The organism is Thiohalobacter sp. COW1 (genome assembly GCF_016629505.1).
GTDB lineage: Bacteria > Pseudomonadota > Gammaproteobacteria > Thiohalobacterales > Thiohalobacteraceae > Thiohalobacter > Thiohalobacter thiocyanaticus_A.
In genome coordinates, this window is the sequence record NZ_AP024239.1 from 2,849,453 (window position 1) to 2,863,834 (window position 14,382).

The 14,382-nt window shown below is 67.2% G+C and carries 16 protein-coding genes; 15 read left to right on the forward strand and 1 reads right to left on the reverse strand.

Going from position 1 to position 14,382, the window contains the following annotated elements:
- The first annotated feature begins 83 nt into the window (after positions 1–83).
- The 7 genes from COW1_RS13420 (at position 84) to COW1_RS13450 (ending at position 6,490) form a co-directional block, all read left to right on the forward strand.
- The gene (locus COW1_RS13420) at positions 84–464 is read left to right on the forward strand and encodes a RidA family protein (protein WP_201344482.1); all 381 of its coding nucleotides are present in this window, start codon (positions 84–86) and stop codon (positions 462–464) included.
- Between the two features lie 215 nt (positions 465–679).
- Positions 680–2,812, forward strand: coding sequence for an ATP-dependent DNA helicase RecG (gene recG / locus COW1_RS13425; protein ID WP_201344483.1), 2,133 nt, complete (start codon positions 680–682; stop codon positions 2,810–2,812).
- Positions 2,813–2,882: 70 nt separating this feature from the next.
- Positions 2,883–3,449 (forward strand): chorismate lyase, encoded by a 567-nt coding sequence (locus COW1_RS13430; protein WP_157745187.1) that lies wholly within the window; start codon positions 2,883–2,885, stop codon positions 3,447–3,449.
- Between the two features lie 113 nt (positions 3,450–3,562).
- Positions 3,563–4,432 carry a 4-hydroxybenzoate octaprenyltransferase gene (ubiA, locus tag COW1_RS13435; RefSeq protein ID WP_096363577.1) on the forward strand — a complete coding sequence of 290 codons (870 nt, stop codon included), beginning with the start codon at positions 3,563–3,565 and terminating at the stop codon, positions 4,430–4,432.
- A gap of 62 nt (positions 4,433–4,494) precedes the next feature.
- Positions 4,495–4,920, forward strand: a complete 426-nt coding sequence (locus COW1_RS13440; protein WP_096363575.1) for a group II truncated hemoglobin — start codon at positions 4,495–4,497, stop codon at positions 4,918–4,920.
- Positions 4,920–5,477 (forward strand): DUF2062 domain-containing protein, encoded by a 558-nt coding sequence (locus tag COW1_RS13445; RefSeq protein WP_201344484.1) that lies wholly within the window; start codon positions 4,920–4,922, stop codon positions 5,475–5,477. The genes COW1_RS13440 and COW1_RS13445 overlap by 1 nt, the downstream gene beginning before the upstream one ends.
- 185 nt (positions 5,478–5,662) lie before the next feature.
- Entirely contained in the window at positions 5,663–6,490 is an 828-nt protein-coding gene (locus tag COW1_RS13450; RefSeq protein WP_201344485.1) for a DUF2189 domain-containing protein, read from the forward strand.
- Between the two features lie 3 nt (positions 6,491–6,493).
- On the opposite strand, the gene COW1_RS13455 is transcribed toward COW1_RS13450, so the two are convergent.
- Entirely contained in the window at positions 6,494–7,186 is a 693-nt protein-coding gene (locus tag COW1_RS13455; protein WP_096367418.1) for a ComF family protein, read from the reverse strand.
- 87 nt (positions 7,187–7,273) lie between these two features.
- Between COW1_RS13455 and COW1_RS13460 the strand changes: the two genes are divergently transcribed.
- The 8 genes from COW1_RS13460 (at position 7,274) to coxB (ending at position 14,359) form a co-directional block, all read left to right on the forward strand.
- Positions 7,274–7,669: a hypothetical protein gene (locus COW1_RS13460; protein ID WP_096363569.1), complete on the forward strand. Its 396-nt coding sequence runs from the start codon at positions 7,274–7,276 to the stop codon at positions 7,667–7,669.
- Positions 7,666–8,643, forward strand: a complete 978-nt coding sequence (gene bioB / locus COW1_RS13465) for a biotin synthase BioB (protein ID WP_096363567.1) — start codon at positions 7,666–7,668, stop codon at positions 8,641–8,643. The genes COW1_RS13460 and bioB overlap by 4 nt, the downstream gene beginning before the upstream one ends.
- Positions 8,644–8,657: 14 nt before the next feature.
- Complete coding sequence (gene bioF, locus COW1_RS13470) at positions 8,658–9,812, forward strand: 8-amino-7-oxononanoate synthase (RefSeq protein ID WP_201344486.1); 1,155 nt, start codon at positions 8,658–8,660, stop codon at positions 9,810–9,812.
- Positions 9,813–9,815: 3 nt separating this feature from the next.
- On the forward strand, positions 9,816–10,562 hold the full coding sequence (locus COW1_RS13475; protein WP_201344487.1) for an alpha/beta fold hydrolase: 747 nt from the start codon (positions 9,816–9,818) through the stop codon (positions 10,560–10,562).
- A 173-nt stretch (positions 10,563–10,735) separates the two neighbouring features.
- The gene (bioC, locus tag COW1_RS13480; RefSeq protein ID WP_201344488.1) at positions 10,736–11,605 is read left to right on the forward strand and encodes a malonyl-ACP O-methyltransferase BioC; all 870 of its coding nucleotides are present in this window, start codon (positions 10,736–10,738) and stop codon (positions 11,603–11,605) included.
- Between the two features lie 6 nt (positions 11,606–11,611).
- Positions 11,612–12,289 (forward strand): dethiobiotin synthase, encoded by a 678-nt coding sequence (gene bioD / locus COW1_RS13485; protein ID WP_201344489.1) that lies wholly within the window; start codon positions 11,612–11,614, stop codon positions 12,287–12,289.
- Positions 12,290–12,632: 343 nt separating this feature from the next.
- Positions 12,633–13,172: a DUF2244 domain-containing protein gene (locus tag COW1_RS13490; protein ID WP_242466439.1), complete on the forward strand. Its 540-nt coding sequence runs from the start codon at positions 12,633–12,635 to the stop codon at positions 13,170–13,172.
- A 71-nt stretch (positions 13,173–13,243) separates the two neighbouring features.
- Positions 13,244–14,359 carry a cytochrome c oxidase subunit II gene (gene coxB, locus COW1_RS13495; RefSeq protein ID WP_201346110.1) on the forward strand — a complete coding sequence of 372 codons (1,116 nt, stop codon included), beginning with the start codon at positions 13,244–13,246 and terminating at the stop codon, positions 14,357–14,359.
- Positions 14,360–14,382 lie beyond the last annotated feature (23 nt).

Here is a 14,382-nt window from a genome sequence, read left to right on the forward strand (position 1 = left end):
CTCCTGATGCGCAGGAAAGCCGGTAGAGATTGCCGCGCTTCGCTCGCAATGACGTTCAAACAACCAATAATCAGGAGTCATCCGTGAGTAGAGAAATCATCGCCACCGACAAGGCGCCGCAGGCCATCGGCCCCTATTCCCAGGCCGTCAGATACGGCGACACCGTTTATCTTTCGGGTCAGATCCCGCTGGTGCCGGAGACCATGGAACTGGTCACCGGCGACATGGCCGCCCAGGTGCGCCGGGTGTTCGATAATCTCGGTGCCGTGTGCGAAGCCGCTGGCGGTTCACTCAATGATATCGCCAAGATCAATATCTTTCTCACGGATCTGTCCCATTTCCCGCTGGTTAATGAGATCATGCAGGAATACTTCAGCGAGCCCTATCCGGCGCGCGCCGCCATCGGCGTGGCCAGCCTGCCCAAGGGGGCGGCGGTGGAAATGGACGCGATCATGGTGGTTTGAGGATTTGAAGATCCAACGCAGAGGCGCGGAGACGCAGAGGACGCAGAGGACGCAGAGGACGCAGAGGACGCAGAGAAATAATTATTGCTTCAGGTGTCTGGCAGGAGCCATTGCGCTGCAGTCTGATCGCAAGCGGCATTGAACAACCGAACCGTAACAAACATTAATACTCTTTGCGTTCTCTGCGCCCTTGCGCCTCTGCGTTGAAAAGTTCTATGAATCAAAAAACGGATACCAAGCGCATGGATGCGCGTACGCATAATGACGAGACGCTGGACCGGGTGCCGGTCACGGCATTGAAGGGCGTAGGCCCGCGGCTGGCGGAGAAGCTCGCGCGGCTGAACATCGCCACGGTCCAGGATGCCCTGTTCCACCTGCCGTTGCGCTACGAGGACCGCACCCGGGTGGTGCCCATCGGGGCGTTGCAGCCGGGCAGGCGCGCGGTTATCGAGGGCGGGATCGATCATGCCGAGATCAAATTCGGCCGCCGGCGCATGCTGCTGGTGCACCTCAGTGACGGCACCGGCGCCCTGATTCTGCGCTTCTTTCACTTCAACGCCGCCCAGCAGGCCGCGCTGGCGCGCGGGATGCGCATCCGCTGCTTCGGCGAGGTGCGCAGCGGACCGGCGCAACTCGAAATGGTACATCCCGAATACCGTCGGGTGGATGCCGACACATCCGATCCGGACGCAGCCAGTCTCACCCCCATCTATCCCTCCACCGAGGGCGTGCATCAGCTCGGACTGCGCAATCTCACCGACCAGGCGCTGGCCTGGCTGGAGGCGTCTCCCGACAGCCTGCCCGACTGGCTGGGCGACAGCGCCACTGCACCCGCCGCGCTGCCCGGGCTGCGCGCGGCGATCCGGCTGGTGCACCGGCCGCCGCCGGAGGTGGATCTGGCTGCGCTGGAACTGGGCGAACACCCGGCCCAGCGGCGGCTGGTGCTGGAAGAGCTCATCGCCCATCACCTGAGCCTGCGGGTGCTGCGCTGGCGGGCGCAGTCCCTGCAGGCGCCGGTGCTGCGCGGCGACGGCCGGCTGCGCCAGGCGTTGCGCGGGCAGCTGGGCTTTCCCCTGACCGCGGCCCAGGAGCGGGTGGTGGCCGAGATCGAGGCCGATCTGGCCCGCGCCCATCCCATGCTGCGGCTGGTGCAGGGCGATGTCGGGTCGGGCAAGACGGTGGTGGCGGCGCTGGCGGCGCTGGCGGCGGTCGAGTCCGGCCTGCAGGTGGCGCTGATGGCGCCCACCGAGCTGCTGGCCGAGCAGCACCTGCGCAACTTCAGCGCCTGGCTCAGCCCGCTGGGACTGGAGCCGGCCTGGTTGTCGGGCCGGCTCAAGGGTGCGGCGCGCCGGGACATGCTGGCGCGCATCCGCGACGGCGAGGCCCGGGTGGTGGTCGGCACCCATGCCCTGTTCCAGGAGGAGGTCGCCTTCGAGCGCCTGGGCCTGGTGATCATCGACGAGCAGCACCGTTTCGGGGTGCATCAGCGCCTGGCCCTGCGCGACAAGGGTGGGCAGGACGCGCGCCTGCCGCATCAGCTCACCCTCACTGCAACGCCCATTCCGCGTACCCTGGCGATGGCGGTGTATGCCGACCTGGACACCTCGGTGATCGACGAACTGCCGCCCGGACGCAAGCCGGTCAGTACCGTGGTCATTCCCGACAGCCGCCGGCCCGAGGTGGTCGAGCGGGTGCGCCGGGCCTGCGCCGAAGGCCGTCAGGCCTACTGGGTCTGTACCCTGATCGAGGAATCCGAGAGCCTGCAGTGCCAGGCGGCCGAAGAGGCCGCCGCCGAGTTGCGCGAGGCACTGCCGGAGTTGCGGGTGGGACTTGTCCACGGCCGGCTCAAGGCCGCCGGGAAGGCGGACATCATGCAGCGGTTCAAGGACGGGGCGCTGGACCTGCTGGTGGCCACCACCGTGATCGAGGTGGGCGTGGACGTCCCCAATGCCTCGCTGATGATCATCGAGAACGCCGAAAGGCTGGGACTGGCCCAGCTGCACCAGCTGCGCGGCCGGGTCGGGCGCGGGGCGGCGGAAAGCCACTGTGTGCTGCTCTACCATACCCCGCTCTCCCGGCAGGGCAGGGAACGCCTGGGGGTGATGCGCGCCACCAGCGACGGCTTCGAGATCGCCCGCAAGGACCTGGAGTTGCGCGGTCCGGGCGAGGTGCTGGGGACGCGCCAGACCGGCATGATGAACCTGCGCATCGCCGACCTGGTGCGCGACGAGGCGCTGCTGCCCGAGGTGGAGCGGCTGGCCGAGCGGCTCAACCGTGACCATCCGGAACTGGTGCCGCGGTTGATCCGCCGCTGGCTGGCCGAGAACGTACGCTACGGCTCGGTCTGACGGTCCGCGTTTGTTCCGGTTGCAGCCATTCATGCGATAATCCCCGGTCTTTGGTCCGAGTCCTGAGATCTTGTCCCACCCGCGTCTGCACAATCATTGGGAAAATCCCTGGCACGCCGGCCGTCGCTGGCGGCGCGCGCAACTCGATCCGGTGTTGCGCGACTGGCTGCTGGACACCTCCTCCCTGACCCGGCGGCTGCAGGCATGTTGTCCCGGCCGCTTCCGGGTACGGCTGGACTGGCAGGGCTGGGCCCGGCCGAGCCTGGACGAGTGCCGGGCGCTGGGCCTGCGCCGGCGCCAGCGGGCCCTGATCCGCGAGGTGCATCTGTTGTGTGACGATCGCCCCTGGGTATTCGCGCGCACAGTGATCCCGCGTGCCAGTCTGCACGGCCGGGGGCGGCGGCTGGCGCACCTGGGCGAACGGCCGCTGGGTGCCGTCCTGTTCGCCGATCCGCGCATGCAGCGCGACGAGGTCGAGATCGCCCGCATCGAGCCCGGTACCGCCCTGCATGCCCATGCCCTGGGCGATGCCGGCCCGGACAGGGATGCCATCTGGGGCCGGCGTTCGGTATTCTGGCTGGGGCGCAAGCCGCTGCTGGTCAGCGAGATTTTTCTCAACCTTCAACACCGGGCGTAGGTTGGGTGAAACCTGGTGCAACCCATCGGTACTGTCCGGGCGATGGGTTGCGGCGCAGGGCGCCTCCACCCATCCTACTGGCCCATGCAACCCTGCGGCTGGAATCAGTGTTTATGCTCGACCGCCTGTACCAGTACTACCTGCTCGCCCGCCTGCACCGGCCCATCGGCACCCTGCTGCTGCTGTGGCCGACCCTGTGGGCGCTGTGGCTGGCCGCGGAGGGATTCCCCGACCCGCTGGTGCTGGCCGTATTCGTTGCCGGTGTGGTGCTGATGCGCTCGGCCGGCTGTGTCATCAACGACTATGCCGACCGGGAGTTCGACCCGCATGTGAAACGCACCCGGGAGCGGCCCATCGCCAGCGGCAAGGTCAGCCCGCGCGAGGCGCTGGCGTTGTTCGCGGTGCTGTGCCTGATCGCCTTTGCCCTGGTGCTGCTGATGAATCCGCTCACCATCAAGCTGGCCTTCGTGGGGGCGGCGCTGGCGGCGATCTATCCCTTCACCAAGCGTTTCACCCATCTGCCGCAGCTGGTGCTGGGCGCGGCCTTCGGCTGGGGCATCCCCATGGCCTTCGCCGCCCAGACCGGCGAACTGCCGCGGCTGGCCTGGCTGCTGTTTCTGGTCAACATCCTCTGGGCCACGGCCTACGATACCCAGTACGCCATGGTCGACCGCGACGATGACCTGAAGATCGGGGTGAAATCCACCGCCATTCTGTTCGGCGAGGCCGACCGGCTGATCATCGCCATGCTGCAGCTGCTGGTGCTGCTGGGCCTGGGGCTGGTCGGCAGCATGGCCCAGCTGGGGCTGTATTATTATCTCGGCCTGGCGGTGGCCGCGGCGCTGGCCCTGTACCAGCAGTATCTGATCCGCGGCCGCGAGCGTGAGGGCTGCTTCCGTGCCTTCCTCAACAACAACTGGTTCGGGGGAGCAGTGTTCGCCGGGCTGGTGCTGGATTACCTGAACCGGTCCTTCGCCGGGTGATGTCGCCGGAACCGCCAGGGCGCCTTGGGGTTCATTTCGATGCTGTGTGACAGGGAGTTGATATGACGGGAAACAACCCCACCGCCTATGAACGCCTCGGCGGCGACGCCGGCGTGCGGGCACTGGTCGAGCGGTTCTACGACGAGATGGACCGCCTGCCCGAGGCGCGCGGCATCCGCGATCTGCATGCGCCGGATCTCGCTGAGGCACGCGAGAAGCTGTACCTGTTCCTGTCCGGCTGGCTGGGCGGACCGCCGCTGTACATCGAGAAATACGGGCATCCGCGCCTGCGCGCCCGCCACCTGCCGTTTCCCATCGGCGAAGCCGAGCGCGACCAGTGGATGCTGTGCATGACCCGCGCCATCGACAGCCTGGGACTGGAGCCGGGCTTTCGCGACCAGTTGGTCGCCACCTTCTTCCAGATGGCCGACCACATGCGCAACCGCTTCGATCCGAAATCCCATCCCTTTCCGCTGGCAGGGGGCTGATGCGTCGCTTCCTGCTCCGTCATCGCCCTTCGGTCAGCCGCCGGCACCCGCTGTGGGGCGAGAACCACCGGCTGCGCGACTGGGTCATCCGCTCGGGCTGTCTGACCTTTCGCCGCGAGCAGGTGGCGCGCGGGGTCGCAGTGGGGCTGCTGGTCGGGTTAACGCCCACGGTCGGGTTCCAGACTCTGCTCATGCTCGGCGGCTGTCTGCTGGTGGGCGGCAACTTCCCCGCTGCCTTCCTGGTCTCCTGGGTCAGCAACCCGCTGACCATGACCCCGCTGTACCTGGCCTTTCACGAATTGGGCGAATACGCCTTCGGCGCCTGGCTGGAACGGGTCATCAGTCATACCGACTGGCTGGGCGAGGCCATGATCGACCTGTCCTGCACCGCGCTGGGCAGTCTGATGGTGGCCATACCCGCCGCGGTGCTGGGCTATCTCGCCACCCTGGGCGGGGCCGAGGTCTGGCAGCGCCGTCGGCATGCCGCCCGTGACCGCCGGCGGCGGGCGCGGCGGGCGCTGCAGCAGCAGGGCGCTGACCCCACCGACCAGACCTGAGCAGCCGCCGACGCCCGGGTTTTCCTGAGCGGGTCGTCGTCGTGCCGATCGAGCTGCGTGTAATCGGGTGATTGCCTGCCGAAGAATCCCCTGAATTTCCCGGCTTGAAATACGGCCCCCGACGAACTAGATAACACGGGAACGGCAGAGGATTCTGAACGCCCGGACGGGCGAAGGAGGCAGGCATGGCCGGACTGCTCAATCGTCTCTACCCCGAGGACATCCGGGAAATTCAGCCGAAGGAGACCCTGGACAGCGATACCCCGCCGATCAACCGCATCGATATGCGCCGACCCCTCCACTGGCTGGCGCAGGGATGGCAGGATCTGCGCCGTGCCCCGGTGGCGCTGATCGACGGGCTGGTCGTGGCCCTGGTCGGGTTGGTCTCGGTGTGGCTGACCTGGTCCCAACCCTGGCTGAGTTTTTCCCTGGTCACGGGCTTTCTGCTCATCGCGCCGGTGCTGTCGGTGGGGGTCAATGAACTGGCCCGGCGGCTGGATACCGGTGAGGCGCTCGGCCACGCCGCCGGCCTGGATGCGTTGATGCGCCTGGGCTGGCCGCTGTGGCTGTTCGCGGGCCTGTTGATCGTGCTGTTCAATGTCTGGGCCAGCTACATCTGGCTGTGGCTCGGGGTGCTGAACGTCGGCAGTGCCGGGGTGCTGGGCAGTGTCGACCAGATGCTGCTGGCGTTCCTGTCCAGTGCCGCCGGCATCGTGTCCCTGGCCGGCCTGCTGGTGGCCGGGGCAGTGCTGGCGCTGGCGGTGTTCTCGCTCAGCCTGGTGACCCTGCCGGTGCTGCTCGACCGGCACTGCTCGCTGGTCGATGCCATCGCCATCAGTTTCAAGGCGTTCCGGGACAATCCCCGGCCGCTGCTGCTGTGGGCCGCCCTGATCACGGGCCTGTTCGCGCTCTCGGCCCTGACCGCCTTCATTGCCCTGGTGGTGGTCTTCCCCTGGCTGGGCCTGGCCATGTGGCACGGCTACCGGGACCTGGTGGCCTGGGACGACCGCTGACCCTCACGCCCGCGCGCACACCCACACCTGCACCTCCAACGCGCCCCGTGCCTTGAGCGCACGGGCCAGGGCGTCCGCCGTGGCGCCGGTGGTCATGACATCGTCGATGATCGCCACCCGCCGACCGCGCCAGTCTCCCTCCGCCCGGAAGGCGCCGCGCACGTTGGCCCGCCGTGCCCGGGCGGAGAGTTCGGCCTGGGTGTCGGTGCAGCGCAGCCGCCGGCAGCGTCGGCTGTCGAGCGGCAGTTTCAGGCCGTGGGCGGCGAAGCGGGCGATTTCCAGCGACTGATTGAAACCGCGCCGCCACTGGCGGCGCGGATGCAGGGGGACGGGCACAAGCAGGTCGCAGGCGGGCCAGTCCGTGGCGGCCAGATGCAGCAACTGGCCCAGCAGCCGGGCATTGGCCAGGCGGCGGTGGTGTTTGAGATCCAGGATCAGGCGGTCGACCGGGGAGGCGTAGCGGAACAGAGTGAGCGTACGGTCGAAGGCCGGCGGCCGACGTTGGCAGCGCCCGCACACCCATCCGGCATCGCTGGCCAGCGGCTCGGCGCAGCGGCGGCAGGCCGGCCCGGGCCGCGGCAGCTCCGCCCGGCAGCCGGCACACAGGTCAAGCTCGCCGGCCCCGGGTCGATGACACAGGATGCAGGTCGGGGGGAATAGTCGGAATTGTATGAAATTCCACCAGTTGTTAACCATATGGCGTCCCTGCCGGTTGACAATCGGGGTGGGAAAGGCGATGATTCCGGGCCCTTCGATCAATTCAGTATACCGGAATCCAGTCCCATGTCCGAGACCGCGACCACTGCCACTCACCTGGTGACGGCCCGCAGCGCGCGCTTCAGCGCGGCCGCGTTCAATTACGGCAACATCATTTCCCTGCTGGCGCCCTTCCCGCTGATGATCTTCTGGCTGGGGGCGTCCATGTTCGTCTACTGCATGAACCGGCATCACCCGAACGAGAAGGTCGGCCACTACACCCAGCAGGCCGCCTACCGGTTCTACGGTGTGACCGGCTTCTTCGTCGCCGTGGCCATGTTCCTGCCGGTCAATCTGAACTACTACCTCATCGCCTGGGCCGTCGGCGCCGCCATCCTGCTGCCGCTGACCCTGCGCGACCTGGCCCGCATCCGCCGCGAGTCCTGGGAGGACATGGAGATCCTGGCGGAGCCGCAGGAATGAGCGGCCAGCCGGCGTTCGAGGTGGCCGCCGGCGATGGTCTGCGCCACGACTGGCGCCGGGACGAGGTGCTGGCCCTGTTTGCCCGCCCCTTCAATGACCTGATCTTCGAGGCCCAGCAGGTCCATCGTGCGCACTTCGACCCCGGCGAGGTGCAGGTCAGTACCCTGCTGTCCATCAAGACCGGCGCCTGTCCGGAGGATTGCGCCTACTGTCCCCAGAGCGCCCATTACAAGACCGAACTCGAGGTCGAGCGGCTGCTGCCGTTGGAGCAGGTGGTCGAGGCCGCCCGTGCCGCCCGCGCCAGAGGCGCCAGCCGGTTCTGCATGGGCGCGGCCTGGCGGCGGCCGCGCGACAAGGATCTGGAGCCGGTGCTGGACATGATCCGGGCGGTCAAGGCCGAAGGGCTGGAGACCTGCGTGACCCTGGGCATGCTGACCGAGGCCCAGACGGAGCGTCTGAAAGAGGCCGGGCTCGACTACTACAATCACAATCTCGACACCTCGCCGGAGTTCTATGGCGAGATCATCTCCACCCGCACCTATCAGGATCGGCTGGAGACCCTGGGCCACGTCCGCGACGCCGGCATCCACGTCTGCGCCGGCGGCATCGTCGGCATGGGCGAGGACCGGGCCGATCAGGCCGGTCTGCTGCAGGAACTGGCGAATCTGCCGCGCCACCCCGAGAGTGTGCCCATCAACCTGCTGGTCAAGGTCGAAGGCACGCCGCTGAGCGAGGTCGAGGACCTGGATCCCTTCGATTTCGTCCGCAATATTGCCGTGGCCCGCATCCTGATGCCGCAGTCGCATGTGCGCCTTTCCGCCGGCCGCGAGGCCATGAGCGACGAACTGCAGGCGCTGTGCTTCCTGGCCGGCGCCAATTCCATCTTCTACGGCGAGAAGCTGCTGACCACCGGCAACCCGGACGCCGACCACGACCGGCGCCTGTTCGAGCGGCTGGGCCTGCGCCCGGTCTGAGCCGGGCCATCCCGGTGAAGGACCTGCGCACCGCCCTGGAGCAGCGCCGCCGCGACGGTCTCTACCGCAGCCGCCGCCTCGCCGAATCCCCGCAACGGCCCGAACGCCGCATTGACGGCCGCGACTGCCTGAGTTTCTGCAGCAACGACTATCTCGGCCTGGCGGCGCATCCGCAGGTGGTCGCGGCCCTGCAGACCGGGGCGCAGCGCTGGGGCGCCGGCAGCGGCGCGGCCCATCTGCTGGCCGGACACACCGCGGCCCATCATGCCCTGGAAGAAGAACTGGCCGACTTCGTCGGTGCGCCGCGCGCCCTGCTGTTCTCCACCGGCTACATGGCCAACCTCGGGGTAATGGCCGCGCTGCCCGGACGGGCCGGCCGGCTGTTCCAGGACCGGCTCAATCATGCCTCCCTGCTCGACGGGGCACGCATCAGCGGTGCCCGGCTGGTGCGCTATGCCCATCTCGACATGCAGGATCTGCAGCGGCGCCTGGCCATGGCCCCGGCGGGGGGGCGGCTGATCGCCAGCGACGGCGTCTTCAGCATGGACGGCGACTGCGCGCCGGTCGAGGCGCTGGCCGCGCTGGCCGCGGAGCACGCGGCCGGGTTGTTGCTCGACGATGCCCACGGCCTGGGGGTGCTCGGTCCGCAGGGGCGCGGCACCCTGGCGCAGGCCGGACTGACACCCGACGCTGACATCATGCTGATGGGCACGCTGGGCAAGGCGCTGGGCACCTTCGGGGCCTTTGTCGCCGGCAGCGAGGCGCTGATCGAGACCCTGATCCAGCAGGCGCGCAGCTATGTCTACACCACCGCGCCGCCGGCGGCCGTGGCCGAAGCGACCCGGGCCGCGCTGCAGCTGTGCCGTGACGAGAATTGGCGTCGTGAACATCTGCAGAGCCTGGTTGCGCGGTTCCGCGCCGGCGCGGCCGAGCTGGATCTGGTGCTGATGGAATCGTCCACGCCGATTCAGCCGCTGTTGATCGGTGAGACCCGCGCCGCGACCCGGATGAGCGAGGCGCTGGAGGCCGCCGGCATCCTGGTGCCGGCCATCCGTCCGCCGACCGTGCCGGAGGGTGAGGCGCGATTGCGGATCAGTTTCTCCGCCGCGCACACCCAGGCCGATGTGGACCGGCTGCTGGAGGCGCTCGGCTCGGTAATGAGACGTTAGGCGATGCATCTGGAGATCGAGGGCGTCGGGCCGGATCTGGTGCTGCTGCACGGCTGGGGGCTGCGGCTGGAGGTGTGGGATGGCCTGGTCGGTTCCCTGCGTGAGCGCTTCAGGGTGATCCGGGCGGATCTGCCCGGGCATGGCCGCAGTCGCGATGCGACGCAGCTGGACGCCGATGCGCTGATCCCGGAGCTGGAGGCGGTACTGGAGCCGCCGGCGTGCTGGGTCGGCTGGTCGCTGGGCGGGCTGCTGGCGCTGCAACTCTGTGCACTGCGCCCGGCCTGGTTTGTCCGGCTGGGCATGGTGGGCTGCAACCCCTGTTTCGTGCAGCGTCCGGACTGGCCGGGGATGGCGCCGGAGGTGTTCGAGGCGTTTGTCGCCGGCGTGCGCGGTGACCCCGGCGCGACCTGGAAACGGTTTCTCGCGCTGGTTGCCCAGGGGGACGGCCAGCGCGAGGTCCTGCGCAGCCTGCGCCGGACGGCGGGCGAGTTCCCGCCGGCGACCGACGCTCTGGTGCAGGGGCTCGAACTGCTGGCGCACACGGACGCACGCCCGACGACCTCCGGCTGTTGTGTGCCGGTGCACTGGCTGCTGGGGACGGCGGATGCGCTGGTGCCGGCAGCGACGGCGGACGGCCTGGCCGGCCTGACCGGGGCGGAGTCGGTGACGCGGATCGAGGGCGCCGGCCATGCGCCGTTCCTGTCGCATCCAAAAATATTCAATCAATGGTTAGGGCGGCTGGCGAAATGATGCGCACAGGGATTCCGGGATTCGCGCGACAGATACGCATTGAATGATGGACGAGACACCACAACTCCGTAGGTCGGGTTAGCGCAGCGTAACCCGACACAGACGGCGGCAACGTCGGGTTACGCCCTGTGGGCTGACCCGACCTACGAAGGTTGTGTACAGAAACCGATTTGATGGATAAACCGCAGCAACAACTGGACAAGCGCCAGGTCCGCATCGCCTTCAACCGGGCGGCGGACAGTTATGACGGCGTCGCGGTCCTGCAGCGCGAGGTCGGCGAGCGGTTGCTCGAGCGGCTGGAACTGATCCGGCTGGAACCGCAGTGGGCGTTGGATCTCGGCGCCGGCACCGGGCAGATCACCCGCGGGCTGCTCAAGCGTTACCGCGGCAGCCGGGTGGTGGCACTGGACCTGGCCGAGGCCATGCTGGCGCATACCCGCCGCAGCGCCGGCTGGTGGCGGCGGCCGCGGCTGGTCTGCGCCGACGCCGAGCAGCTGCCCCTGGCCGATGCCTCGGTGGATCTGCTGGTCTCCAATCTCACCCTGCAGTGGTGCAACAGCCTGGAACAGACCTTCGCCGAGTTCCGCCGGGTGCTGCGTCCCGGCGGAGCGCTGTTCTTCACCACCTTCGGCCCCGACACCCTGCGCGAACTGCGCGAGAGTTGGGCCGAGGTCGACGGGCATTCGCATACCAATCGTTTCATTGATCTGCATGACATCGGTGATGCGCTGGTACGGGCCGGGCTGGCCGAGCCGGTGATGGACATGGAAATGCTGACCCTGACCTACCGCGAACTGCCCACGCTGGTGCGGGAGATCAAGGAACTGGGTGCGCACAATGTCACCCGGGGGCGGGTGCGCAGCCTCACCGGCCGGGCGCGCTGGCGAGCCTTCGAACAGGCGTATGAGTCGCGCCGTCGCGACGGCGTTCTGCCGCTGAGCTACGAGGTCATCTACGGTCATGCCTGGGCGCCGACCGGGGTGCGGCAGCAGCGCAGCGGTGACGAGGTGCGGGTGCCGCTCGATATGCTGAAGGGGCGCTGAGACCGGATGGGTCGGATACTTTTCGTCACCGGCACCGATACCGGCTGCGGCAAGACCTTTGCCGGCACCGCGTTGATTCATGCCCTGCGTGCCCGGGGTCGGCAGGTGCTGGCAATGAAGCCGGTCGCCTCCGGCTGCGAGATGACGCCGGACGGTCTGCGCAACAGCGATGCGCTGGCGCTGCAGTCGGCGGCGTCCACGCTGCTGTCCTACGACCGGGTCAATCCCTGTGCCTTTGCACCCGCCATCGCACCGCACATCGCCGCTGCCCGGACCGGGGTGCGGATCCCGCTGCCGGACATCATTGCCACGGCCCGGGAGCTGGCCGCCCAGTGCGACGTACTGGTGGTCGAGGGGGTGGGCGGCTGGCGTGTGCCGCTGACCGACGCGGAAGAGGTCGCCGATCTGGCGCGGCAGCTGCAGGCCGGGGTCATACTGGTGGTGGGGCTGCGCCTGGGCTGCATCAATCATGCCCTGCTGACCGCCCAGGCGATCGGGGCCGACGCGCTTCCGCTGCTGGGCTGGATCGCGAACCGGATCGATCCGGGCATGGACCAGCCCGAGGCGAATCTCGCCACGCTGGCGGCGCGACTCGGTGCGCCCTGCCTGGGATGCCTGCCGCATTACGCCGAAACCGTCGATCCGCGGGCAGCGGCCGAGCACCTGAATCCTTCCTCCCTGTAATCGATCGCACCCGTCGAGCCTTGCCTCAACGCGGCGGTCCAATGCGAGTTATGTCAGTCTGCCTTACAGATACTGTTAGGTATGTCGACGGGGCGACGTGATGCGCAATAAACTCCCTTTATCGTATGCGGAAAGAACAGCCAGATGTTTCATCCGGGCGCCGCAATATTAGCGAAGAGCTAATATTATAAATTTATAATAGTTTGTGTATAGGTTTTACAATAGCCTGTTATCGCAAAGTTTTATAACGCTGTTGGAGCGAGTTTGCTTGCGCCGTGCAGGTGCATCGGGTAGCATCCGGAACAGGTGAAATAACACAGTCTGTGCGTCAAAACACAGGCGGATGCAACTAATACATTATATAAAGCAGGCTGCATTCCAAGAGGGCGAGGTGGTAGCAGCGCAGTGTGACGCCAATCTGGCGGAGTGTTATGTCCTGATCCGGCCCAACTGTTCATTGACGTGGCGGGGGTCGGTACTCGTCTTCTGCGGCATCTTCCTGGTCTCGATGAGTATAGCCCTGGGCTTCTGGAGTCAGGGGCTGTGGCTGGTTCTGCCCTTCGCCGGCCTGGAGATGCTGATGCTGGCCGCCGGGCTGTATCTCGGGGCATTGCGGACGAGCGAGCGCGAGGTGATCCGGATCGAGGGGGATACGGTCGCCATCGAGCGCGGCCGTCGCTGTTGCCGGGAGATCATCCGCTTTCCCCGCGGCTGGGCCCGGGTGGAGTTGGCGCGCGCCGCCCGGCCCGGGTACCCCAGCCGGCTGCTGATCCGCAGTCACGGTCAGGCCCAGGAGGTCGGGCACTGTCTGAACGATCAGGAACGCGATCGGCTGGCGACGGATCTGCGCGACTGGATCCATCCAGGTCCGGCACCGGCCTGAGTGCTGAGAATCAGAATCACACAAGAAACAATGCATCTGGACCAAAGGAGAGAAGGGGCATGTCAGCGAGTATGAAACTGAGGGGGCGTCGGCTGCTTGCCGGGGCTGGCCTGATGGCGGCCGCCGGCAGCGCGACGGCGGAATGGGGGTTGAATCTGCCTGTCGGTGTGAGCCCGATCGCCAACGAGGCCTACAGCCTGCACATGCTGATTCTGTGGATCTGCGTCGCCATCGGCGTGGTGGTGTTCGGGGTGATGTTCTATTCCATCATCAAGCACCGCAAGAGCAAAGGCGCGGTCGCGGCCCAGTTCCATGAAAGCACGACCATCGAGATCCTCTGGACCATCATCCCCTTCCTGATCCTGGTCGGCATGGCCTTCCCGGCCACCAAGGCGCTGATCGCCATGGAGGACACCAGCAACTCCGATGTGAGCATCAAGGTCACCGGGTATCAGTGGAAGTGGCAGTACGAGTATCTGGACGAGGGCATCGGCTTCTTCAGTACCCTGTCCACGCCCAGGGACGAGATCTTCAACAAGGCCGCCAAAAACGAGCACTATCTGCTGGAAGTGGACAATCCGGTCGTGGTGCCGGTGGACAGCAAGGTCCGCCTGCTGATCACCGCCAGCGATGTGATCCACGCCTGGTGGGTGCCGGATCTCGGCATGAAGAAGGACGCCATCCCCGGCTTCGTCAACGAGATGTGGTTCCGCATCGATGAGCCCGGCGTCTACCGCGGCCAGTGCGCCGAGTTGTGCGGCAAGGACCACGGCTTCATGCCCATCGTGGTGGTGGCCAAGGAGCAGGCCGAGTATGACCAGTGGGTGGCTGAGCAGAAGCAGGGCCAGGTGGCCGTGGCCGCTGAATCCGAGCGTGAATGGACGCGCGATGAGTTGATGACCCGGGGCGAGGAGGTCTACACCTCCAACTGCGTGGCCTGCCACATGGCGAACGGCGAGGGACTCCCCGGGGCCTTCCCCTCGCTCAAGGGCGGCGCTATCACCACCGGCCCGGTCGCCGGCCATATCGATATCGTGCTCAACGGCTCTGCCGGCACCGCCATGGCCGCCTTCGGGGGGCAGCTCAGCGATGCCGATCTCGCGGCAGTGGTTACCTATGAGCGAAACGCCTGGGGCAATGATACCGGCGATGTGGTGCAACCGGCCGATATCAAGGCGGCGCGCTAACGGATTCCGAGGAGGAGAGAGCA